Here is a 24,196-nt window from a genome sequence, read left to right as displayed (position 1 = left end):
CCACTCATGACGTTAAACCTAAGCGGCGTTGCATACGCCGACTTAGCCATTCCGAGATAAATAACGAGCCGAGCGCGATGGCAATCGAGATCGCACACAAGCGTGCCGCTTCCATTTCTGAACCCGGCGTTTCTAAAAAGGTGAACATGGCGAGCGGGATGGTTTGGGTTTCACCGGGGATGTTGGAGACAAAACTGATGGTGGCACCAAACTCGCCAAGGCTACGCGCAAACGCGAGCATGATGCCAGTGAGTATCCCCGGCAAGGTTAATGGCAGCGTGATGGTAAAAAAGACCCGCATCGGCGATGCACCTAAGGTGCGCGCCGCTTGCTCAAGTTTTTGATCGACACTTTCAAGACTGAGACGTATCGAGCGCACCATCAAGGGCAGCGCAATCACCATGCACGCGAGCACCGCACCGCGCCAACTGAAGCTAAAACTGAGCCCAAACACCTGATAGAGCCACTGACCAATAAACCCCTGCCGCCCCATGCTGATCAGTAATAAATAACCGATCACCACCGGCGGTAGCACCAAGGGCAAATGCACCAAACTATCAATCAGCCCTTTGCCGATAAAAGAGGTGCGCGCCAGCACCCACGCCAGCACAATACCTATCGGCAGCAACCACAAGGTCGCATAGCCAGCCACTTTTAAACTCAGCGCCAACGCCGCCCATTCATAATCGGAGAGCCCCATCAATTACTCACTCACCGACTCAAAACCAAAACATTGCAAGATTTGCTGCGCGGCGTCTGAGCGTAAATACGCCACCCATTCGGCGCTCGCCGCTTTATCATTCAATTTCGCCAGCGGATAGCGGATCGGCTGGTGAGACTGCGCCGAAAATGCCGTCACGATCGTCACTTTATCACTGAGCAGCGCATCGGTTTTGTACACGATGCCAAGCGGTGATTCACCACGCTCGACCAACGCCAGCGCCAAACGCACGTTATTGGTTTGCGCAAGGCGAGATTCCAGCTCAGGCCACACCCCCGCATGTTGCAGCGCTTGCTTGGCATACATGCCCGCAGGCACCGCATCCACTTGCGCTACCGCCAAGCGAGAATCGGCCAAGGCCGCTTGCCAAGCCGCGGCATCTTGCAGCTCAAAACTTGCCACCGGCTGCGCAGTCGGGCGAATCAGCACCAAACTATTCGCCGCCAACGTCACCACCATGTTCGGTTTCACTAAGCCTTTCTCGACTAAGTAATTCGCCCACTCTTCATTGGCGGAAATAAACAGATCCGCAGGTGCGCCCGCTTCAATTTGACGCGCCAGCGAAGAAGAGCCGCCGTACACCGTCACCAGCTTCACATCATGCTGCTGTGAGTAGTCGGCCACTAACGCATTGACGGCATTGGTCATCGATGAGGCTGCGTAAATGTGCAGTGTCTCTTTCGCGCTCGCCAGCGGCGCGTTAAGCGCCACACACAGCAGGAGCAGAATGCATTTCAACATCGGCATGTTCCTTATAAGTCAGGCCACAAAAGCGTAAGGTTGAGGTGCTGCTCAATCGCATCCGCAATACGGTCAATCGCCCGCTCTTGCGCCGCTCGGTGATCATACGCTTCAATCTCTTTTGCGCCAGCCCATTGGCAAATGCGCAATGCCGTTTCAGGGCGGTCAAAAATACCATGTAAATAGGTGCCAAAGCCTTGATTACAGTCACTGACTAACCCATCCAAGCTGCCATCACTGAGTATAATCGGGCTTTTTTGATCGGCTGCCCAACTTGAGCGCCCCGCATGAATCTCATAACCTTGCGCGGCCACGGTTTGGCCATCTAAGGTCAAATGACCTTGCACGTTAGTGAGGCGCTTTTCGGCGGTAAGCTCGGTTTGCATCGCAAACAGCCCCAGCCCTTCGCTGCTGCCAGCCTCACCTTCAATACCAAGCGGATCATGCACCCATTCTCCAAGCATTTGAAAACCGCCACAAATGCCCATCACTTTGCCGCCTAAGCGCAAGTGACGGAGGATCTCTTTATCCCAACCTTGTGAACGTAAATAAGCCAGATCAGCACGGGTGGATTTGCTTCCGGGGAGGATGATTAAATCTGCGCCCGACAGTGACTCGCCCTGCCCAACATAACGAAAATCGATATTGGGATTGAGCCGCAGCGGATCAAAATCAGTGTGATTGCTGATGCGCGTAAACACCGGAACCGCCACACGCAATTGGCGATCCGCCGACAGGTTTTGCTGCGCGGCAATCGCATCTTCTGCTTCCAGATCAAAGCCATGCAGATAAGGCAACACACCAATCACAGGTTTACCGGTTTTCTGCTCCAACCAATCGAGCCCTGATTGCAGCAAGCCAATGTCGCCGCGAAAGCGGTTAATCACAAAGCCTTTTACCCGCGCTTGCTCAGACTCAGAAAGCAGCGCCAAGGTGCCGTATAAATGGGCAAACACGCCGCCGCGATCAATATCCGCTACGATGATCACAGGCACATCGGCTTTTTCGGCAAAGCCCATATTGGCGATGTCATTCTCACGTAAGTTGATTTCCGCAGGGCTGCCCGCCCCCTCAATCATGATGGCTTCATACTCTTGTTGCAGGCGCTGGAAGGAATCCATCACTGTATCCATCGCGACCTTTTTGTAGTCGTGATAAGCATTCGCTTCCATGTTGGATAAGGCGCGGCCTTGCAAAATCACTTGCGCGCCCGTATCTGAATTGGGTTTCAACAGCACCGGATTCATGTGTACGCTCGGCGCAATACCACAGGCTTGCGCTTGTACCGCTTGCGCGCGGCCTATCTCACCCCCGTCAGGCGTTACCGCGCTGTTAAGCGCCATGTTCTGGGGCTTGAAAGGGCAAACTTGAATGCCGCGACGCGCCAATACTCGGCACAAGCCGGCAACCAACACGCTTTTTCCCGCATCTGAGGTGGTGCCTTGCACCATTAACCATTTTTTCATGCAATCACTTAATGATGGATTGGAGTGCGCCAGTGTCGCCCACTCCGCAATCACGTTAACCAGAGGAGCAACCTCGCCCCTCGAAAACCAAGAGGCGTTAGCATACCTCAATACGGTCTGCGTCTGGTACTTTGCTGTTTTTAATGGGAAAGCGTTTTGTACAGGCTTCGTTACCCCTCCCCCTTATAAGGGGAGGTTGGGAGGGGGTATTTCGCGCCAGATGTATTAAACGTGGAAAATAAATATTTCAGCGACACTCAAATATTACAGCCCCCTCCCCCTTATAGGGGAGGACGGGTGGGGGTATTTCGCGCCAGATGAGTTAAATAGTTGAAAATAAATACTTCGGCGAAACTCAAATGTTTCACGCTCCTCCCCCTTATAGGGGGAGGTTGGGAGGGGGTATTTCACGCCAGATGAGTTAAATAGTGGGAAATAAATACTTCAACAAAACTCAAATGTTTCACGCCCCTCTCCCTTATAGGGGGAGGTTGGGAGGGGGTATTTCGCACCAGATGTGTTAAACGTGGAAAATACAAACTTCAGCGAAAACTAAAATACCCCACCCTAACCCTCCCCTAAAAGGGGAGGGAACTAGATTTGTAGTCACTTGGAGTTTATCGCTGATTTGGGATGACGCGTTTATGGACAGAAGCGTGTTAAGCTCCCAACTCTAATTTTTGAGTTTCGGATTAAAATTTCTATAGGTTTACCTATCCATTCACCGGAATTTTGGGAGCAAAGCGAGTAAAATTTCCGAGTGTAGTGGCTTGTTAGGCAAATTCTTGGATACCGTATTTTCTCTCTCTTTTCTCAAAAGCATAACTCCCGCCTTCCAGAATGTTACAAATATCAGCTCTTATCCCTGAATTATCTTTGACATTACCGTCTTCAACAGAACCAGCTCTGTAACGTATATTTTCGCCCTGATTATCAGCAACGATAACTTGCTCAGCGTCAGTATTAACGACCAGATTAGCATTATGAGTAACAATAATTACTTGTCGATATTTCTTTATTTTTCTAAATAGTGGCACAAGCTGAGCCATAATAAACTCGTTGTCAAGATCATCCTCAGGTTGGTCAAAGACAAATGGACTGCCGAATGGATCCGTAGCTAATTTCAAACATACGTAAAAAGTACCTCGTTGACCTACTGACAGTTTATTTACTTCTTTCCCTTTGTATTGGAAGTCAGCATTTACATAAAGATATTTTCTAATATTTGAAGGTATATATAGGTAACTCAGCAGCTCGAACCGCCCACCTTTGTTAAAATATTCAGGTTTCCAAAAAAACTCTTCGATACTTGTCGGGGTGCCATCACAGTTAATTATTTTTTCACCTGCCACAAGCTTGAATAAGTCATCGATTGATTTAACACAAAAAGTTTCTTGCAACCTTTCAAAGGTGGATTTTTCACTTGTGTTCCTAAACTTACCTTTATTTAAGCACTCTTCAATCCCTGCATAAAACTGCTCTACATTAAATACCACTCTACCATTGATGTTTATATCGACAAGAATATTCTGAACCAAATCATTTTGTTCATCATTCCAACTCGGCTGTTTCACCTTGAGTCTTTGAAATGCATTATCGATACTTTCTTTTTGGCTATTTAGGTAATTTTTATAGCTAAGTGCCAGCTCGCCACGCTTCTGAACGTACTCATGATATTCAGAAGTTTTCTGATTTATCTCTACCAATTTTGCTGACGCTTGATCTATAGATTTTTGATATTCTGTTACTTTTCCAAGCAGGGATGAAATATCTTGACTGATGCCTTGCTTCTGAAATTGAAGAGCTATTTCTTTATTATTATCTTCCAGAATTACCATTTCATCCTTGCAGTTTTTAATATTTTCATTTATTGGATCTTTGAATATAGACTCATCAACTAAAGGTGACTGATTTACTGAGCAAGCGTTTGAGTTTAAGAGTGCAATCTTTTGATTTAATTCGGTAGCGTAACGATTAATTAAAGCTACCATATTTCTTGCCTCTTCAATGAATCTATTCTTCTCATTAATACTTTTTGAGTTTTTCTGATAACTTTCAATAAGTAATTTGTTCTGAGGATTAGTAAGTGTAGCAATTAACTGAGTGTTACTATCAATAACACTTTGTTGGTAACCTTGTGTATTTATTCGCTGCCCTTGTGAATCAGTATCTTCCCAATATTGAACGAATGTTTGGTACTTGCTTAAATTGTTAACTATTTCAGAGCTGGCAACTGAATCAAATTGAATACCATGTATTCCTAGCATTCTTTTGATTTCGTCACTCAAGTCATCAGGCTTTTGGCTAAAATGCTGAACATCTCCTTGTGATACATGCAAATAGGAATAGGTGTTTGCCGAAGAATCAAATTTCAGCACTGTTCCATCGCCCTGATCTAACTCAACACAAAGACTTTCACCGCTAACTTTTCGTGCATTAGAGTGCTCAGCCCGATGATTAAACCTTGAGTGCATCGCATCTAAAAATAGGCTTTTACCCGTCCCTCTCCCACCAATTATCGTAATAAGGTTGGGGTTTAGTGGAATTTTCTGACTTAAGAAAGTAATTTCCTCACCTTCAAAAACCTTCCCGCCTAGTTCAACCGATTTAAACCATGGTTTAATATACGTTTTTTCAACAAAATCGTCAGTTTGCTGAACTCTTAAATCTGGTTCAATAATGGCTTGTCTTAAACCTTCAAATGTAGGCTTAGCTTTAACCCAAGAGTATTTTTTTCCAATTTCTTCTAATTTATGGGAGTCAGAAGCAAAAAAAACGGGCTTTTGTATAGCAGATTGATATCTGTTTTGATCCAGAAAAAACGGCCGATCTTGAGGTCTTCCAAGTATGATTTGGCACCTTTTCTCTATTTCTAATGCAGCAGCCAAAGACCGCCCTTCAGTTACGTCAGGTCTAAATCCACCATAACCATTTGGACAGGCAGCAATCAAGAAATCTACTCCAAATTTTAAGTTTCTATTCAAATGCTGAATTAGCCCATCGAAATTCACCATCACTTCAGAAATTTTAGTTTGGGCATCAGATAAAGACAGCTGTGAGCAATAAATACTTTTTCGTTCAGCGGTGGTGTTAGAAATTGGGAGGGTAGACAGAATGGTATTTATCTTGCGAGTGGTAATATTTTCCGAAAAAATACAATGCACATTGATCCATTCGCCTTCTTTATTTTGTTGGTCAATACGAAATTCGAGATTACCTAAAACCGTGACTTCAGCACCTTTTTCCTTAAATTTATCCCTAATTTCATCTAGTTCATCTTCTTTAAAAAAGAAGTAATTAGTTATAGCAATCAGACTGAGGTTTGAAGAAATCACCTTATTAACAAACTCATCTATTGTGGTACTGCCGAATTCGTTTGCTTGATGTGTATATGGAGAATGAATATGTAAATCCCATTTAGTCCAAATTGAGCCAATCATGTAATCTCCTTAAAGTAGCAAACGATGACGCATGAGCTGGCATTGCAGCCTAGCAGTAACTAGTGTGCAAGAAGCCAACTAATCACTTCATACAATAATACTTATGCAATTTATAGTCATGATGATTGCATAAGCAATTCATTGCACCTCACGTTTTATACACGACCGGATTGAGCACCGCAACTATTCAGTCTAAGGTTTGTGCTGAACGACAGGTTCAACTTAACACCTTTGCTTGCACACTTTCAGCCGCCCTTCGGGGCGGCTTTTTCGTTTTGGCTTTGTTGGGCTGGTTGTGACTATTTTTTGAGGAGAGCAATGCACTCTTCATAGTGCGGAGTGGTGTGAATATCCCATAACTGTTTGGCGGCGTAGTGAGCAAAATCGTTATTGGCGGGTAAGATTTTTTGGCGAGTGTGTTTGATTTGTAGATATATCGCTTGCAGTTCTTTCTGCTGCTCACCAGTGATATGGCGAGAATTGGCGCACATGTCGGCCAATCCTTCGTAAGCGTAGGCATTCACTTCCGCCATGTTGATTTTGGCAAACGCGAACATCGGAAAAAGCAATATCACGCCTAGCAGAACCTTAAATCGATTTTGCATCTTTCCACCCCACAGACAATGACATTTCTCTCCATAGTATAGGTTGCTACTGGGCCGGCAGTGTTGCGTGAATCAAACCTCGTAAAATGAACCGAATATTAATCGTCGCCTCAGTATTGGTTCAAATCCGATAGCGTTTAATAGCCACATCAAGACAACAAACAGTCTCCTTCGAGACACATTGATGAAAAAGGAAAAACCATGAAACGTACTATTATCGCTCTGACTTCTGCTCTGATTCTGGCACCCACTTTGGTTATCGCGGCGGATAACGCGCAACACATTAAATTTATTGGCGACAACCAAACTCAAGCAGGTGTTCAGTTCCAAGGCCCTGTAGAAGTGGTGAAGGTGCAATCGCTGCTGGATTCATCCAACCCATTTATGGAGAAGAAAGTCGTGGTGGAAGGCAATTTGGTTCGCCAACTGCGCAAAGACACCTTTATGTTCTCTGATGGCAGCAACGAAATTCAGGTAGAGCTGGATGATGATATTCACCTGAACGCAACGCTCACGCCAGAAACCAAAGTGCGCCTGTTTGGGGAATTTGAAAACGGCCGCACGCCTGAGATTGAAGTGGATCATATCGAGCTGCTGTAATCACTGCGCAAACCCTGTATTACAGCGATGTTTTCGGACATCGCTGTACTTTTTTCTCCAAGGTTCACTTACCCGATTTCGCACCGCTTTTTATATTTTGGCTGGTGCGCCTTTCTCTCCTTCAATTTTTTGACGAAAAAGCCTTCAAAAAGCAAGGTATTGAAATAAATGGCCTGTAATTTGCTTCTTGTTACGGTATCTTTGCCACCTATTTGATTGCTTGCGGACAACGTCATTATGCTGAAAAAAACGCACCTGAGCCTACTGCTGGGCCTTACTCTTGCCACTCCTGCCCTTGCCAATAACTTTAACTACAATTTTCTTGAGTTCAGAACCGCAATGAACCCTGAATCTGGCGGTGTGGAATTTAGTACCTACTTTACCGATAACTCGCACTTTATTGCTCGTATTGACTCTCAATTGGATAGTGATTGGGATATCGCAGGCGGCATCGGTTTTAATGGCCCGATTAATCAATTTGCCGATGTGTATGGGCAAATGTTGGTACACAACATTCGTATGCCTAAAGAATTGGGCGGCGAGAAAGATACTCAACTGGAATTCAACCTTGGCGCTCGTGCGTGGCTCACCAATCAGGTGGAAGGACATTTAAGACTTGGCCGTTTAGATGACCATTCGGTATTTATCGCTGGAGTGCGTTTTCACTCAACCGATCAACTTTCGCTAAGTGCTGAAGCGCGTAATGCGGGTGTGTGGGGACCACAAGTCGGTATGGGCGTTCGCTTCCAGTTTTAAGCTTTCTGTTTGAGCCCCCAGCTTAACGTTCCCGTTTAAGCAAGGCTATACCAACCTTTAGAGGTGCCGCCTGCACCTCTTCATCCTATATCGCTGGTATTTTTGAAGTTTGTGAATAGCCGTGGCCATGCTAGGGGCGGTTTTCGTCAACTTAGTGCAAGAATCTTTCTATCCAAGTAGTCAATACCCCGCGTTACGGTGTATAACTTTGTCAATAATAAAAACAAGTTAAGAGTTTTTTGCATGGCTGTCGGTTCTGAAGATCTGAATAAACTGGCGTTGCTTTTAAAACCGGGGATGAAGGTATCGGCTGAAATTCATTTCGGCCCTGAAGATACTTATGCGTTCCACACCACCCTGATTGGCCACAAAATTGAGCAATATATTGTGCTGGATCTGCCGCTCAAGGCGCATCAAGCCTTGGTGATGCGTAAACTCAAGAATGTCGCGATCGTCTTACGCGGTATGTGCGACACTGAATTGGGGCATATTTTGGCGTTTCAAAGTTCCATTTTGCAGCCCAGCACTAAGCCTTTCTGTGTTTTGTTTATTCGACCACCCAAACATTTTGCGACCAAAGCGATTCGTAGCCATGAACGTTATAAAGTGGCGATCCCGGCTGAAGTGAGTGAAGACAACAAAAACTATGCCGGCACGTTAGTCGACTTTTCCATTTCAGGTTGCGGGGTGTTTATTCGTGGTGAAAATGAGCTCCATATGGGCTCTAAAGTGCGAATTAATAGTGAACTCGACCCCTTTCTGCCGAAGCGGCTCAAAAGCCATATCGTCAATATTCGGCGTAAATCGAATGGGCATTTGATCGGCATTCAGTTTGAACAACCGATCACTTTGACGGAAACGCTAAAAAAACAGGTTCTCGAACACGCTTTTCTCGCTGGCTCAATTTAAGCCAGCGTTTTTTTGGCCATGATGATGTTTGAAATGCTCCAGCGCTTTATGCAAAGTCTGCTCTTTCAGTGGCTTCACTAACACATATTCCGCGCCCGCATGGAAAAATGCTTGCCGTGTTTCTTCTAAGCCATCCGCAGTACAGGCATACACCACCACCGGAAGATGCAGCACCTTTTTGATGGTGCGCGTGGTCTCAACGCCATCCAAATAGGGTAACTGGTTATCCATCAGCACTAAGTCGTAGTCATGTATTTTGAGCTCTTCAATCGCCTGTAGTCCATCGGTTACCCAACTCACATCTAAGCCATATTTACGACAGAATGCTTGAGCAATAAAGGCATTGGTGTGGTTATCCTCCACCAACAGTACACGCAGAGTTTTATCAAATAACGGTTGAGGATCAGGAGCTGGTAACAACTGCTGCGGCGCATCCGGTTTTTCTACCAGCTCAATCGGTAACTGAATTTCAAAACGTGTACCAATGCCATACTCGGAGCTGACGTGCAGTTGACCACTGAGCATTTCCACTAAGCTGTGCACAATCGTTAAGCCTAAACCACTTCCGCCGTACTCTCGAGTGGTGGTCGATTCAGCTTGCATGAAAGGTTCAAAAATCACCGTTAAATCTTGTTCGCGGATACCAATCCCCGTATCGACGACTTGAATCACCAGTTGAGCTAACGGATCGCCTTCAATTAATTGCAATTCGACACGTATCGAACCTTGGTGAGTAAACTTGATCGCGTTATTGAGCAAATTGAACAAGATTTGGTTAATCCGGATCTGATCGCTGCGCACAATCGCTGCGGTGGTGATATTGGAATTCACCACCAGTTCCAAGCCTTTTTCATTACATAAAGGTCGATAAATGCGGTCAATCGCGCACACCAACTCTTTAAGGCGAAACTCATTCTTTTGAATACGGAATTTGCCCTGCTCTAAGCGTGAAAAATCCAAGATGTCATTCAGCACCGCGAGCAAATGTTCACCACTGCTGCATAACACAGCCACGTGTTCGCGCTGTTCATCATTGAGTGGGGTCCGTTTTAGCAGTTGGGAAACACCGAGCACACCATTGAGCGGCGTGCGCAATTCGTGACTCATTTTGGCCAAAAACTCGGCTCTGACCCGTGCCGACTCTTCCGCTTCGCGCCTTGCGGCTTGGCTTTGTTTCTCCGCTTCCGCGATGGTGGTGATATCTTGCCCCTGAGTAATGATGGAAATGATCTGCCCTTCCACCATGATCGGCGAAAGGTTCCAGCGGTACACACGACCATCCACTTCGGTTGTGACGTCACTCGGATTATCGCCCTGTGCCGCCTTAGTGATGGTCGGCAACAGTTGGCGTTCAAGAATCTCAAATAAGAAATGGTTTTGCGCATCTTCGCGCAAAAACTGGATTTGCGCTGAGGGGTTCATGCGGATCAGCCGACCAGAGGTATTCCAAAGCATGGTCGGTGAGAGCGCAAAGTTAAACAGATCTTCAAACTGCTTTTCTTTATTGGCGAGACGACGGAATGATTGTTCCAACGTTCGCCCAAAATAGTCGAACTCATAAATTTTTGAACCGATAAACTCACTTTTCGTATCCAGATCCATCAATTTATGGGTGTAATTCATCAAGGTTTCAATTTCACGCTGAATGCGTTTTTGTAGCCACCAGCGTGACGCGATGGAAACACCGATCATACTGATCAGCGCAAACGCCATCCAAAAATAGAAATTATCCCGCAGGGTGAGCACATTTTGGTTGGTCTGAATCGAGTAGACGCACAGATAGGTCGGTACACTTTCCACTTCTAAGAAGGTTTGCCCAACAATAAAGCTGTCGCGCATAGCATCTTTGGCGCTGTGCACCACATAGTCCAGCGAATAAGGTTCATTGCCTTTCAAGGTAGAAACCAGCGGCGTAGTATCGACGGCAAGGACTAGGTTTTCTGAGTTACTGCCACTGCGGATATTTTCCAACAGCGCAAAGTTATCATTGAGTACGATGCCTACATACAGATACCCAACAACCTGCCCGGTTCCCGCTTCAATCAGTGATGAACGACGCATCAAAATATGGACTGATTTTCCCTCGCTGGGCGTTTGAACCAAGTGCCAATTGCCACTGATCGCCACTCTGCGGATAAGCTTATTCAGCTCTTGCTGGGCAATGCCGTAAAAAGAGGCGTTGCCATCATCCCACAAGATGTTGTCGTGACTGGAGATAAAACGCAGATCTGGCGCATTAGAAAGTTCAAGTTCATCGACACTCGAAAAGAATTCATCCAGCCGACTCGAATCTCGGCTGACAAGTGCGTTGATTAAACTGGCGTTCTTGGCTGTGCTGTCCTGGTGAATTCGCAGTGCCGCAAGACGAAAATCAAACAAACTTTGAATCAAGCTGGAGGTTTGAACTGAGGTGCGTTGCCTTTCTTGAGACATCAAGCGGCTACTGATCTGGTAACTTTGGAATAATACACTGACGATCAGAACGCCCATCACCACCACGACAGCATGGGTGATAAATGAAGCGATGCGCTGTTTATGCTTGATTTGGCTAGGTCGAATGTTCAAACACGTAATCCTCTGCCCTAACGATCCGAATAACGGAAAGCCCGAGCTTTCAGTTCTGAAATACGTGCTGCTGAATCTTGTTTGGTGACCACTTCAAAATCGCCTGAATAGACCAAAGGTACGGCTTTCCCTTCCAAATCCCATTTAATCGCTTCAGCCATCGCCACACCCGTATCGTCATTCATACGCATCACAGTGACATCCAATTCTCCTTTGGCAAGCGCTTCAAGCTCTGCCGAGCCGCCTCCCCAACCATTGACCAGAATATCTTGTCGATTCAGCTCTTTCAGTGCCTGGGCAGCCCCCAAAGCGACGTCCGTCGCACAGGCGTAAATAAAGCCAATTTCTGGATTATTCTTGACGATGTTTAGGGTCGCTTCATAGCCACTTTGCTCAGTTGCCTTGGTGTAATAGGAAGAAGCCAACGGAAAATGGTGCACCGCGTTCATATCTTGAATGAAGGTATCTCCCCGCGCTTCACTGATATACCCCTCGGAAAAATAAAGTACTGAGTACGGCTTTTTCGGGGCATGTGCTTGGTAATATTGCGCCAATAATTGCGCACCGTACTCATGATCAAAACCGATGTACATCATGGGCTGCTTGCCTTGCCAATCTTTGACTGGCGTCGTGATGTTTTGCAAAATCAGTTTCGTTTCGGAGGAGTGCAGCACATGCTCAATGAATTTGCGGTGACGGGTGGTATCTAAGGTAAAAATCAGATAGTCGCTCTTATTTTTCAGCGCTTCCATCAAGGAAACACTCTGCTGGCGAGTATCAAGATTCGGGCGAGTAAACACCTGATTGATTTGATAGCGAATCCCTAAAGCGTCCATTCGCTTTTCAAACGCTTTGATATTGCGAACCCAATAGTCAGAAATTTGCTGTCCGGGATAGACCACCGAAATAATGACGGGTTGTTCTTGCGCCACCGTCAACGCACTCGGTTTATCACGAACTGTTTGAGCAAAAAGCTCGGAAATTGGCCGCTGTTCAGGGAACTCAGCAAGAAATTCATCATAATGCCAATAGCCTTTTAATGAATCGGCTTGACCAGTTGAGCTGAAGAGTGCTGCTATCAGAAACAGCGGAGATATTAGCTTTCTTTTCATAGCTTCCTCATGAGCTTTTCTTCCTAATGTTCAATTTGAATGACATTCGCTGGCAAACGCCGACATCTCATTGAATCAAGAAGAACTCTTTTGCCCAGATCGGGAAATCGTTGTCACTGATTATTAAGCATGATTGAGGTAATTCATAGTGCAGGTGTGGGAAAAATAGTTTCTCACACCTGCGACTGCTCACTTATTCAGCAAGTTTGACTTAGAAAGTAAAAGCAAGATTCGCCGAAAGCCCGAATTGGTTATCGCCAGCGTAAGAGCCAGCCAAATCTAAGCTAACAACATCCCACGGGCTGACGCCAAGACCGACAGAAACCGAGTTATCCAATGAGTTTTGTAAGTCCACTTCATAACCGGCTCTGAGCTGCGCCCAACCCCATGCATTCCCTTCCACCCCGAAACGCATAAACTGGGTATCATCGTTGTCACCGTTGAAGCGACGCTGTTTGGTGAGATCAAGATCCACCGCGGCGATAAAGAAATCACTCACATAACTGCCTGACACCGCTATTTGGGTATCTAGCTTGTAAGTGTTGTTTCGGTTCTGGGTTTGAATATCCTTCGCAAACAGATCTTTGGCGACGATACCAACGCGATATTGATCAATAAGCCACACTGCGCCCATATCTAAGTTGAAGGCGTTATCCTTCACTTCGCTTTTATCATAGTCATCAAGGTCGAAAGATTTGACCGATGCATTATCTTGATAAGTTCGCAGTTGCTGCACTTTCGGTGTTACGCCCAGCGCAACCGTCTGCCCACCAAGTACCACTTGTTTACCTACTGCCAAGCCCACTTCGGTATAACCAAACGCGGTTAAATCGACATCGGAACTTTCATAGCGAGTTTTCACCTCATTGACACTGTTGCCAGATTTCGCGGCCACATTGGCTTTCGCAATCACTTCTGCATAGCCGCGGGTAAAAAAGTTGAGGGAGACTGCATCGAGAGGTAGGGCGACTGCAATACCAATCCCTGCTGTGACGGCCAAGGGTTTATCATCCGCCAATTGATCGAGATAACGATTAAGCTGATCTACGTTTTCCTGCGTTGCCGCGCCGACTCCTGCGCGCTCAAACTGTTCAATGGAATCTTGCAAATCATCTATCGTTTTGAGTGATTCATCCTTGTCTTCCGCTCGCAGCCCAATGCTGGGTAGCAAAATACCGAATGAGTCATTTTTACGATACACCGCCGTCAGCGCTGGGTTGTAGTAGGGAGCCAGCAGATAATCCGCCGTAGAAACGCCCGTGTTACCCATACCGGCACCGCGAGCATCCATCAACAAATTAGAAGCCAATGCCGAAGAAGAGAAGGCCATTGCCATGACCACTGCTAAAGTACTTTTTGTTTGAATATTCATTCCGTTACCAACCTCATTTTGGGTTATCCCATACACAAGGTTAATACATGAATGATTTTTTCCCAGAAAATAGAGTGACATGGCTCACTAATTGGGCACGTTCACTGAAAAATAATCTCCAGTTGATCAATTCGCGCCATCCCCGCCACTAGCGCTTCTTTCTGGGATTTGGAGAGCGCTTTAATTCGGTATTCGAGCTTCAATGCCGCACTTTTGCCATCAGCAACGGGCAATGACCACACCAGTTCTAGTGGACCTTTGCCACGCAGCGCTTTCGCACCCCTGCCCTTTTGATGTTGGGCAAAGCGGCGCGATACATCGGTAGTGATGCCACAATAGAGTGCGTTATTTGCACAACGCACCAAATAAACAAACCAAGGTGAAGGCAACTCAGCCAAGGTTTCCATTAGCCTAAATGTCGTTCAATCAGTGCGCGCAACTCGGCCACTTCTTCACGCAGTGCTGCCACTTCTTGTTCTAGCTCAGCGTATTGAGAAGAGGCGTTCGCTTCATTGTCTGAGCTCGTGGCAAAAGCCGCCATATCCACTTCACCGCAAAACAGATGATGGTAGCGGGACTCACGCTTACCCGGCTCACGCGGCAATTTCACCACCAGCGCACCTGAATCACGATTCGCTAAGCGCTCAAGTACCGCTTCAGTCTCTTTCACATCGGTAAATGTACAGAGTCGATTGGTTCGCGTGCGCAGCTCTCCGGGGGTTTGCGCACCGCGCAGCAATAAGCAGCAGATGAGTCCGAGTTCTTGTTGATTGAGTTTGAGATCGCCAAACTCTGTATTACAGAAGCGGTGTTGGTATTTGCTGGTACGGCTATTAAAGCTGCTTTCATCGCTTACAAGGCGACGAGCGATTAACCCTTCCACCGTGTCTTGCACTTCCGCTTCACTCAAGTTGAGTACCGGTTCGCGATTGCTTTTTTGGTTACAAGCGGTGGTTAAGCTATTGAGTGTCAGTGGATAGTGATCGGGCGTGGTGACTTCTTTTTCAATTAAACAGCCAATTACACGGGCTTCGAGTGGGGAGAGTTGAATATTCATCGTGCTGTCCTTCTGCTGGCGGGCGAACCCGCAGTCGGTATTTAATGCTCAGTTAACAGAGGTAACCGAATCATTTTGCCATTCTCATCAATCATAATGATTCTGGCGCGGTTTAATTCAATTTCGGTCAACTCAAGCTGCTGACGCTCTTTAATGTAAGCCTCTCGCAGTTTGATTGCGACAGCATCAAGCTCAGTTTGCAGCGGCGGTGTGGGAACCAAAATCTCAGAATTACGCATGGTTGCTCATCATGTCTTCATGAATGGCGCACATGATATAGCGCATTATTTCTGATGTACAATTGGCTCGCGCTTTGAATGGCGATTTATTGGTCAAGATAAGCCGCATATTGATCTTAAGTCTGTTATGAAAAGAATTGTTGTGTTTTAATCTTCGCAGTTGCATTAAAAGTAGGAAAAGGAACCTATGAACAGCGTATTTGAAATTGTGAGCTTGGCTCGTCGCAAAAATAAACTTCAACGCGAACTCGATGATAACGAGAAAAAAGTACGTGATAACCGTAAGCGTGTTGAACTGCTGGTAAACCTGCTTGACTACATCAAGCCAAACATGAGCCACGAAGAGATTCTCGGCATCATCAAAAACATGAAGTCTGACTACGAAGATCGTGTCGATGACCACATCATCAAGAGCGCGGAAATTTCTAAAGAGCGCCGTGATATCAGCCGTCGTATCAAAGACTTAACTGAGCACGATAAGCAGATGACTCAAGGCAAAAAAGCCTAATGATTCCAGACCCACCGCAAGGTGGGTTTTCTTTAGCGCGCCAATCCGTTTCTCTCATTCGAGTTAAGGTAAAAGCGTTAACGTTTCTATCAATGTCTGCCTTGCAAAAACTGAACGTGATCGACATTAAACGTTTGCGTAATCGCTAACCTTCACCGAACAAAATTCCGAGCCTTTCGTCACATATTTTCCATTGCTATAGTGTCATTAGTGAATCAACAGAGTGCCCTGAAAATCGCAGGTTTGACTAAAATAGCGATAGAGCGGCCTCTTTTCTTGATGGTTTAGCCATACTCAACCCATGGCAAATTCACCAAGAAACCATTCGAGGCATGGAGCTTCCTCACTACTCTCACGATGAGAAGATTGGCACGACACTGACACTGTCCACACTATTAACGAGGGTCAAATAATGGATATGAGTATGGTTGAAATTTTAGGATACGCGGCATCGATCATGGTGGCGGTATCATTGACAATGAAAGACATCGTCAGACTGCGTGTACTGAATTTTATTGGTTGTGCACTGTTTACTGCATACGGTTTGATGATTGATGCTTGGCCTGTCGTCGTAACTAACGGTTTTATTGCCTGCGTCAACGTCTACTTCTTGGTGAAAATGCAACAGGAAAAAAAGCCTGACGCGTCTTCGAGCGCGGCTTAGTTTTCCCTGAAAAAATAATGCCCGGTTTACCCGGGCATTATTGTTATGAAGAAAGAAAAATTTTATGGTGAGAGAAAAATTACTCTTCTTCGTTGTGCAGTACTGCCCACGCTTGGGCACATTTCACCGCACGCTTCCAACCTTTATAACGGCGTTGACGCTTCTCTTCATCATGATGCGGTTTAAAGCTGCGATCGATTTCCGCTTTGCCTTGCAGCTCTTCCAAACCATCCCAGAAACCAACAGCAAGACCGGCTAGATAAGCGGCACCTAACGCGGTGACTTCCGTGACTTTCGGACGATGCACTTCAGTATCCAATACATCCGCTTGGAACTGCATCAGGAAGTTGTTGGCGACCGCACCGCCATCGACACGCAGTGCAGAAAGCTTGATGCCCGAATCCGCTTGCATCGCATCCAGCACATCACGCGTTTGGTAAGCGATACTTTCCAGCGTTGCGCGAATAATGTGGTTTGAATTCACACCACGGGTTAAGCCGACAATTGTGCCACGCGCATACGCATCCCAGTACGGAGCGCCTAAACCCGTAAAGGCTGGCACCACATACACACCATTTGAAGTATCCACTTTGGTGGCGAAGTATTCTGAGTCGCGAGCATCGGAAATCAGTTTCAGTTCATCACGCAGCCATTGAATCGATGCACCGCCCATAAACACCGCACCTTCCAGTGCATAAGCGGGTTCACCACGTGGGCCACACGCTAGCGTGGTCAGCAAGCCGTTGTGCGAGGTCACTTTTTCCTGTCCTGTGTTCATCAGCAAGAAGCAACCCGTACCGTAGGTGTTTTTCGCTTGTCCCGCTTGCACACACATTTGGCCGTACAGCGCCGCTTGTTGGTCACCGGCAATCCCCGCGATTGGAATACGCGTACCGCCTTTACCACCGATGTTGGTTTGACCGTACACTTCAGACGATTTTTTCACTTCCGGCATCATGGAGAGCGGGATATTAAATTCGGCGAGGATCTTTTCATCCCACTGCAAGGTGTTGATGTTGAACAGCATAGTACGGGATGCGTTGGTGTAATCGGTCACATGCACACGGCCTTGAGTCATTTTCCACACTAGCCACGTATCAACCGTACCAAACAGCAGTTGTCCTGCTTCAGCTTGCTCGCGTGCGCCTTCTACATTGTCCAGAATCCATTTAATTTTGGTACCTGAGAAGTAAGGGTCGAGCACCAAACCGGTATTGTCGCGAATGTAACTTTCTAAACCGCGCGCTTTCAGCTCTTCACAAATGGTAGCAGTACGGCGACATTGCCAAACAATCGCGTTGTAGACAGGCTTACCCGTCTCTTTATTCCACACTACCGTGGTTTCACGTTGGTTGGTAATACCGATAGCCGCAACTTCATCACTGCGAATGCCCGCTTTACCTAGCGCTTCAACCAATGTTGAGCTTTGCGTAGCGTAGATTTCCATTGGATCGTGCTCCACCCACCCGGCTTGCGGGTAGATTTGGGTAAACTCACGCTGAGAAACGCTCACGATATTCGCATCATGGTCTAACACCACGGCGCGAGAGCTGGTAGTACCTTGATCGAGAGCGACGACGTATTTTTGCTCAGTCATGTTCTATTCCTTATGGTTTCACGTTCTTGCTTTACCCCAGCATGGCGAACTTAAGCCGCATGGCGATCACACCGAAGTGCTGGGGTAGTCTCTATTGTTATTGAATATACTTTTTTAAGTTTATACCCGCTATGCGCGCGCTTCTTCACTCTCTTCTGCCGTGTCACATTGGTTCGGAATAGTGCAACCCGTACCCGTTTTTGGCAGATAAGCCGCGATAAACTTTGGATATGCCCACGCGCCAAAACATGCGCCCAGAATCGGAGCCACAATCGGTACGATGAAGTAAGGGATCTCTTTTGCGCCAGTTAGGGCATAATCCCATCCCGCGAAGTAGGCAAACAGTTTAGGACCGAAATCACGCGCAGGGTTCATGGCAAATCCCGTCAATGGGCCTAATGAGCCACCAATCACCGCAATCAAAATACCAATTAGCAAGGGGTTCATCGCATTGCGATGCGCGCCATTGTTTTCATCACCCAACGCCAAAATCGCGAACATCAGTACCGCTGTAATGGTGAACTCAACGGCCATGGCTCCCATAAAAGAGAGAGAAGCATGCGGATAAGTTGAGAAGATCCCCGCAGTCGCTAAGGCTTCTTGGCTGCTACGTACAAAATTGTGGGCGATTTCGTAGTCGGTAAAAAGGTTGCTGTACAAGCTGTAGACCAGTGCCGCCGCACAAAACGCACCAGCCACTTGCGAAATGATGTAAGGTAATACTTTCGCTTTATCAAAACCGTGGAAAGCGGCCAGAGCGATAGTGACGGCAGGGTTAATGTGCGCGCCAGAAACCCCAGCCGTACAATAAATGGCAATCGATACGCCAAAACCCCAGACAATGCTGATTTCCCACTGTCCGAATTGAGCACCTGCTAAAACGAGTGCGGCCACGCAGCCGACGCCGAAGAAAATCAGTAATCCTGTACCGATAAACTCGGCGATACACTGCCCGAGCAGAGTATGTTGCTTTGTTTGGTTCATAGTTCAGAGTCCTTTTTGTTATCTTGCTACCAGAGCCGTATCGAACAGCCATCCACACCCGTTATACTTAGAAAGTCAGCATAAATATCTGCAGTCTCACTATTTTTCGGTTTATATTGTAGTCGCCGCCTACACCCGTCGGCTCTAATCGCATCATGAAATAGCCGTTATTGGATGAACAATCTCACTGTTCGCGGTGAATCTGGCACAAAAATATCACCTCGAAAACAAACGACCGCAATTAATGAGTGTTCGAGCACAATTTTGTTATTAACAAATTCGTTTTTTGTTAAACAACGCATCTTTTTTCTCTCTCTTCTCCAGTGTCTGAAAATGGCTAATCTTTTGGTTTAGCAATCACTAAATCATGAGTACAAGCCAGATTTAACGCACGATCGCGCTGAAAAATCGACAGATATTCCCTTATTAAGTCACGAACATATTCACTCAAACGAACATTAAATGTGTCATATATGTTACAAACAGTGTTAATCATCAATAAGTGAATCGCATAAAATTACACCACTGAAAGATTTCATTCACTTCCACCTGCCACTTAATGCTCGTTCGCGCTTTTGTGAGCAAAACAACGAACATGAAATGAAAATAATGGCACACTAACCGTATGTGTTTTGATTGCATAAGGTTGAGCTCATGACGGCTTATCAAAGAATGGAAACCGACGTGGTCATCATTGGCGGCGGCGCAACAGGAACCGGAATCTTGCGCGACTGCGCATTGCGCGGATTGCGCTGTATTCTGGTTGAAAAAGATGACATTGCCGCGGGCACCACAGGTCGCAATCATGGTTTGCTGCACTCCGGCGCTCGTTACGCGGTCACTGACTCTGAGTCGGCACGCGAGTGTATCCAAGAGAACAAAATTCTGAAATCCATCGCGCGCCACTGCGTTGAAGCCACCGATGGTTTGTTTATCACTCTGCCAGAAGATGATTTAGGCTTTCAGGAGTCGTTTATTCACGCCTGTAGTGATGCAGGGATTGAAACGCAGCGCTTAACACCTAAAGAAGCCTTGTTACTTGAGCCGAATGTCAACCCTGCTTTGATTGGCGCGGTGAAAGTGCCTGACGGTACGCTCGACCCTTTTCGCCTGTGTGCGGCCAATGTGCTGGATGCCAAAGAACATGGCGCGCGAATGTTTAACCGCACTATTGTGACCCAGTTGATCCGTGAGGGAGATACCGTGCTTGGCGTGCGTTGCCAGCATTTAGGCAGTGGCGCTAAGTTTGATATTTTCGCTCAACAAGTGATTAATGCAGCAGGCATTTGGGGACAAAACATCTGCGAATATGCGGATCTCAACATCAAGATGTTCCCCGCCAAAGGCTCGCTGCTGATCTTGGATTACCGCATTAATAATCTGGTGATCAACCGCTGCCGTAAGCCATCGGATGCGGACATTTTGGTTCCCGGCGATACCATTTCGCTGATTGGCACCACTTCCGAGCACATTGATTATGACCAGATCGATAATCTGCATGTCACTGAACGAGAAGTGGATATTTTGCTCGCCGAGGGCGCCAAACTTGCCCCCATTATGGCCAACACTCGCGTATTGCGCGCTTATGCGGGCGTTCGCCCACTGGTCGCAGTGGATGATGATGGCAGTGGCCGTAATATCAGTCGTGGCATTGTTTTGCTGGATCACGAGCAGCGTGACGGCTTGAAAGGCTTCACCACCATTACCGGTGGCAAACTGATGACTTACCGTTTGATGGCCGAGTGGGCCACCGATCTGGTCGCCAAGAAGCTTGGCAATACTCAAAGCTGCCAAACGCATCTGCGCCCTTTACCGGGCTCTCAAGAAGCGCCAAAAACGCTCAAAAAAACCGCCAGTATTGCCAAACCGGTTTATGAATCTGCCATTTATCGTCACGGTGAACGTGCCGCGAGCTTTTTAGCCGACGATGCAAAAAGCCAAGCGGTGATCTGCGAGTGCGAAATGGTCACCGCCGGTGAAATCGAATACGCCATCAAGCAGTTGGATGTGAATAATTTGGTCGACCTACGACGCCGTACTCGTTTGGGTATGGGGCCTTGTCAGGGTGAGCTGTGCAGCTATCGCGCAGCCAGTCTGTTTAGTGAATACGGGCAAGTTTCGGGTTGCCAATCGAGCCATTTGTTGGTCGATTTTCTGGAAGAGCGCTGGAAAGGCATCAAACCGATTTTCTGGGGCGATGCGCTACGCGAAGCAGAATTTAGCTACTGGATTTACGAAGGCTTGCTCGGTGCAAGCGATTTACCTTCCTTCGACTCAGCCACGGAGAAACAACAATGATGCATTATGATGTGGCCGTCATCGGTGGCGGAATTGCCGGATACAGCGCCGCCCTGCGCGCACTGCAAGCCGGAAAAAAAGTGGTGTTAATCAACCAAGGGCAAAGTGCGCTGCATTTTTCTTCCGGCTCGATTGATGTGCTTGGCCGTTTGCCGGATGGCAGCGTAGTGAATCAGCCGTTTGACGCACTTTCAGCTTTACAACAGCAAGTACCAGAGCACCCTTACAGCAAAGTCGGACGCAAAAACAGCGAAAAAGGTTTGATGTGGTTCAAACGTACTTTAGACAGTGCACACGTCCCTTTGCATCACGAACCCGATGGGGCCAACCACTGGCGCATTACCCCACTTGGTACTCTAAAAAATACTTGGCTGTCGCAGCCTTTTGTTTACCCTTATCGCGGCAATGCCGACTTTTCACGCATCGTGATTGTTGCGATTGACGGCTATCGCGATTTTCAACCTGCGATGCTGCGTGATAACCTCGCTCAGCGCCCTGAGCTTGCTAACACGCCGATGCTCACGGTGAATGTTTCTATCCCCGGCTTTGAAGGGTTCAGACGTAATCCTAACGAGCTGCGCTCGATTGATATTGCGCGTTTGCTGCGCCAAGAATCGGCGTGGAATGCATTGTGCGACCAACTGATGCGCGTTGCGCGTCCAGATGACCTGGTGATCATGCCTGCCATCATGGGCAACGGTGATGGTTTGCATTTGATGACCAAACTCCAACAGGTAACCCAACTGCGCTTTCATGAAGTGCCAACCATGCCCCCATCACTGCTCGGGATCCGCATTGAAGAAGCGCTGCATCGTAGTTTCATCCAAGGTGGCGGCGTGCAACTCAAGGGAGACAAAGTGATTGGTGGCGATTTTGCAGGCTCTCGCCTCACCGCTATTCATACTCAAAATCTGCGCGATTTCCCAATCAGTGCTGAGCACTATGTGATGGCGACCGGCAGTTACTTCAGCCAAGGATTACAAGCCTCACAACATGCGATTCAAGAGCCGACCTTTGCGCTGGACGTCCAGCAAAACCCTGACCGCGCTCAGTGGCGACATGCCCAATTTATCGCCGCACAATCACACCCGTTTATGACTTTCGGCGTCATTACCGATGCCAATTTGCATCCGTCACGCCAAGGCAAAACCATTGACAATCTATGGTGTTGCGGCGCAATGCTCAGTGGGTACGACCCCGTGTTTGAAGGCTGTGGCGGAGGCGTAGCGATTGCGACCGCTTATCATGCCGTAGAACAGATCCTTGCGACTTATGCGCAAACCAAACAACCGGAGGTGCTGCTATGAACCATGCCTTTATTCACTCTGCACCGCAAAATACCACCTTTGATCAATGCATCAAATGCACGGTGTGCACTGTGTATTGCCCCGTTGCCAAAGCCAACCCAAACTATCCCGGCCCCAAACAGTGTGGCCCAGATGGTGAGCGTTTACGGATCAAAAGTGCTGAATACTATGATGACGCGCTCAAGCTGTGTACCAACTGCAAACGCTGTGAAACCGCCTGCCCTTCAGGCGTCAAAATTGGCGATATGATCGCCGTGGCGCGTGGCAAATACGGCAAAAAACCACTTAACCCTAAGTTGGTGCGTGATTTTGTACTCAGCCACACCGACTTATTTGGCTCGATCGCCACACCGTTTGCGCCACTCGTCAACGCCGCAACCTCGTTGCCATTGGTGAAAAAGCTGATGCACAAAACCATTGGCGTGCATGACCATAAAACCTTGCCCAAATATTCGCACGGCACGTTCCGCCGCTGGTTTAAACAAAACTGCACCAGCCAGCCGCTCTACCAAAGACAAGTGGCTTATTTCCATGGTTGCTACGTGAACTATAACCACCCGCAACTGGGTAAAGACTTTGTGCGAGTGATGAACGCGATGAACATAGGCGTGCGTTTGCTTGATAGCGAAAAATGTTGCGGTGTGCCCCTGATCGCAAATGGTTTTCACAACAAAGCGCGTAAAAACGCGCTGCACAACGTCAAACACCTTACGGCTATGGTCAATGATTACCATGCGCCGGTGCTTTCCACCTCTTCCACCTGCTCGTTTACCTTGCAGCAAGAATACCCGCATGTGCTAGGCGTAGATAACAGCCAAGTGGTGGATCAAATCCATTACGTCACGCGTTTTCTGCTCAAAGAGTTTATGAGCGGTAACGCGCCGAAAATGAAACCCGTGCACAAAAAAGTGGTGTATCACACCCCTTGCCATTTAGAGCGCAGTGGTAATGTGATGTTTACGATTGAGCTGCTGAAAATGATCCCCGGCTTAGAGCTGGTGGTGCTCGACAGTGAGTGTTGTGGCCTAGCCGGAACCTATGGTTTTAAAGAAGAGAACTACGAGGTATCGAAGAAAATTGGTTCGCATCTGTTTGATGCGATTCAAACCTCTGATGCCGATTATGCGGTGACCGATTGCGAAACCTGTAAGTGGCAAATCGAAGAAAACGCGCATTTGGAAACCATTCATCCGGTGAGTTTACTGGCGATGGCGCTAATCGATGAGCCTCGTGCTTGAGCGTGAATAGCCACTTC

22 protein-coding genes are annotated in these 24,196 nt (G+C 47.2%); 9 read left to right on the top strand and 13 right to left on the bottom strand.

Going from position 1 to position 24,196, the window contains the following annotated elements; translation table 11 throughout:
* Nucleotides 1-4 precede the first annotated feature (4 nt).
* The 5 genes from modB to T411_RS0108940 form a co-directional block, all read right to left on the bottom strand.
* Nucleotides 5-700 (bottom strand): molybdate ABC transporter permease subunit, encoded by a 696-nt coding sequence (gene modB, locus T411_RS0108960; RefSeq protein ID WP_000524440.1) that lies wholly within the window; start codon nt 698-700, stop codon nt 5-7.
* 3 nt (nt 701-703) lie between these two features.
* Nucleotides 704-1,462, bottom strand: a complete 759-nt coding sequence (modA, locus tag T411_RS0108955) for a molybdate ABC transporter substrate-binding protein (RefSeq protein ID WP_000910073.1) — start codon at nt 1,460-1,462, stop codon at nt 704-706.
* Between the two features lie 11 nt (nt 1,463-1,473).
* On the bottom strand, nt 1,474-2,928 hold the full coding sequence (locus T411_RS0108950; RefSeq protein ID WP_000759054.1) for a cobyric acid synthase: 1,455 nt from the start codon (nt 2,926-2,928) through the stop codon (nt 1,474-1,476).
* Between the two features lie 773 nt (nt 2,929-3,701).
* Nucleotides 3,702-6,368 carry a TrlF family AAA-like ATPase gene (locus T411_RS0108945; protein ID WP_000580387.1) on the bottom strand — a complete coding sequence of 889 codons (2,667 nt, stop codon included), beginning with the start codon at nt 6,366-6,368 and terminating at the stop codon, nt 3,702-3,704.
* Between the two features lie 299 nt (nt 6,369-6,667).
* The gene (locus tag T411_RS0108940) at nt 6,668-6,973 is read right to left on the bottom strand and encodes a hypothetical protein (protein WP_001181132.1); all 306 of its coding nucleotides are present in this window, start codon (nt 6,971-6,973) and stop codon (nt 6,668-6,670) included.
* Nucleotides 6,974-7,174: 201 nt separating this feature from the next.
* Between T411_RS0108940 and T411_RS0108935 the strand changes: the two genes are divergently transcribed.
* From T411_RS0108935 to T411_RS0108920, 3 genes are all read left to right on the top strand, one after another.
* A complete protein-coding gene (locus tag T411_RS0108935; RefSeq protein ID WP_000831416.1) occupies nt 7,175-7,573 on the top strand; it encodes a YgiW/YdeI family stress tolerance OB fold protein in 399 nt (132 codons plus the stop codon).
* A 237-nt stretch (nt 7,574-7,810) separates the two neighbouring features.
* On the top strand, nt 7,811-8,329 hold the full coding sequence (locus T411_RS0108925; RefSeq protein WP_000914961.1) for a hypothetical protein: 519 nt from the start codon (nt 7,811-7,813) through the stop codon (nt 8,327-8,329).
* Nucleotides 8,330-8,572: 243 nt separating this feature from the next.
* Complete coding sequence (locus T411_RS0108920; protein WP_000268198.1) at nt 8,573-9,238, top strand: PilZ domain-containing protein; 666 nt, start codon at nt 8,573-8,575, stop codon at nt 9,236-9,238.
* Here the strand turns inward: T411_RS0108920 and luxQ are convergent.
* The 6 genes from luxQ to T411_RS0108890 all read right to left on the bottom strand — a co-directional run bounded on the left by luxQ (nt 9,230) and on the right by T411_RS0108890 (nt 15,583).
* Nucleotides 9,230-11,803: a quorum-sensing autoinducer 2 sensor kinase/phosphatase LuxQ gene (gene luxQ / locus T411_RS0108915; RefSeq protein WP_001026313.1), complete on the bottom strand. Its 2,574-nt coding sequence runs from the start codon at nt 11,801-11,803 to the stop codon at nt 9,230-9,232. The genes T411_RS0108920 and luxQ overlap by 9 nt on opposite strands.
* 17 nt (nt 11,804-11,820) lie before the next feature.
* The gene (locus tag T411_RS0108910) at nt 11,821-12,915 is read right to left on the bottom strand and encodes a substrate-binding domain-containing protein (RefSeq protein WP_000823677.1); all 1,095 of its coding nucleotides are present in this window, start codon (nt 12,913-12,915) and stop codon (nt 11,821-11,823) included.
* Between the two features lie 211 nt (nt 12,916-13,126).
* Nucleotides 13,127-14,287 carry a conjugal transfer protein TraF gene (locus tag T411_RS0108905; RefSeq protein ID WP_001025868.1) on the bottom strand — a complete coding sequence of 387 codons (1,161 nt, stop codon included), beginning with the start codon at nt 14,285-14,287 and terminating at the stop codon, nt 13,127-13,129.
* Nucleotides 14,288-14,388: 101 nt separating this feature from the next.
* Nucleotides 14,389-14,694, bottom strand: coding sequence for a GIY-YIG nuclease family protein (locus T411_RS0108900; protein ID WP_000448828.1), 306 nt, complete (start codon nt 14,692-14,694; stop codon nt 14,389-14,391).
* Nucleotides 14,694-15,344: a YceH family protein gene (locus T411_RS0108895; protein ID WP_001025632.1), complete on the bottom strand. Its 651-nt coding sequence runs from the start codon at nt 15,342-15,344 to the stop codon at nt 14,694-14,696. The genes T411_RS0108900 and T411_RS0108895 overlap by 1 nt, the downstream gene beginning before the upstream one ends.
* A 41-nt stretch (nt 15,345-15,385) precedes the next feature.
* Nucleotides 15,386-15,583, bottom strand: a complete 198-nt coding sequence (locus T411_RS0108890) for a hypothetical protein (RefSeq protein ID WP_001246071.1) — start codon at nt 15,581-15,583, stop codon at nt 15,386-15,388.
* 187 nt (nt 15,584-15,770) lie between these two features.
* On the opposite strand from T411_RS0108890, the gene T411_RS0108885 reads away from it, so the two are divergent.
* From T411_RS0108885 to T411_RS0108875, 3 genes are all read left to right on the top strand, one after another.
* On the top strand, nt 15,771-16,091 hold the full coding sequence (locus T411_RS0108885; RefSeq protein ID WP_001089529.1) for a DUF496 family protein: 321 nt from the start codon (nt 15,771-15,773) through the stop codon (nt 16,089-16,091).
* Complete coding sequence (locus tag T411_RS1000000121095; protein WP_000611728.1) at nt 16,091-16,240, top strand: hypothetical protein; 150 nt, start codon at nt 16,091-16,093, stop codon at nt 16,238-16,240. Before T411_RS0108885 ends, T411_RS1000000121095 begins: the two co-directional genes overlap by 1 nt.
* 263 nt (nt 16,241-16,503) lie before the next feature.
* Nucleotides 16,504-16,755: a YgjV family protein gene (locus T411_RS0108875; protein WP_001882582.1), complete on the top strand. Its 252-nt coding sequence runs from the start codon at nt 16,504-16,506 to the stop codon at nt 16,753-16,755.
* A gap of 79 nt (nt 16,756-16,834) precedes the next feature.
* Here the strand turns inward: T411_RS0108875 and glpK are convergent, their stop codons facing one another.
* Together glpK and T411_RS0108865 are read right to left on the bottom strand one after the other, a co-directional pair.
* The gene (glpK, locus tag T411_RS0108870) at nt 16,835-18,352 is read right to left on the bottom strand and encodes a glycerol kinase GlpK (RefSeq protein ID WP_000139400.1); all 1,518 of its coding nucleotides are present in this window, start codon (nt 18,350-18,352) and stop codon (nt 16,835-16,837) included.
* 129 nt (nt 18,353-18,481) lie between these two features.
* A complete protein-coding gene (locus tag T411_RS0108865; RefSeq protein WP_001076942.1) occupies nt 18,482-19,336 on the bottom strand; it encodes an MIP/aquaporin family protein in 855 nt (284 codons plus the stop codon).
* 654 nt (nt 19,337-19,990) lie between these two features.
* On the opposite strand from T411_RS0108865, the gene glpA reads away from it, so the two are divergent.
* From glpA to glpC, 3 genes are read left to right on the top strand one after another with little or no spacing between them, the layout of a single operon-like run.
* Nucleotides 19,991-21,634: an anaerobic glycerol-3-phosphate dehydrogenase subunit A gene (gene glpA, locus T411_RS0108860; RefSeq protein WP_000128106.1), complete on the top strand. Its 1,644-nt coding sequence runs from the start codon at nt 19,991-19,993 to the stop codon at nt 21,632-21,634.
* Nucleotides 21,631-22,941: a glycerol-3-phosphate dehydrogenase subunit GlpB gene (glpB, locus tag T411_RS0108855; protein ID WP_000972327.1), complete on the top strand. Its 1,311-nt coding sequence runs from the start codon at nt 21,631-21,633 to the stop codon at nt 22,939-22,941. The genes glpA and glpB overlap by 4 nt, the downstream gene beginning before the upstream one ends.
* Nucleotides 22,938-24,179 (top strand): anaerobic glycerol-3-phosphate dehydrogenase subunit GlpC, encoded by a 1,242-nt coding sequence (glpC, locus tag T411_RS0108850; protein WP_001014992.1) that lies wholly within the window; start codon nt 22,938-22,940, stop codon nt 24,177-24,179. Before glpB ends, glpC begins: the two co-directional genes overlap by 4 nt.
* Nucleotides 24,180-24,196: the final 17 nt, after the last annotated feature.

The organism is Vibrio cholerae ATCC 14035 (genome assembly GCF_000621645.1).
Lineage (GTDB): Bacteria > Pseudomonadota > Gammaproteobacteria > Enterobacterales > Vibrionaceae > Vibrio > Vibrio cholerae.
This window is presented reverse-complemented; position numbering and strand designations above follow the sequence as displayed.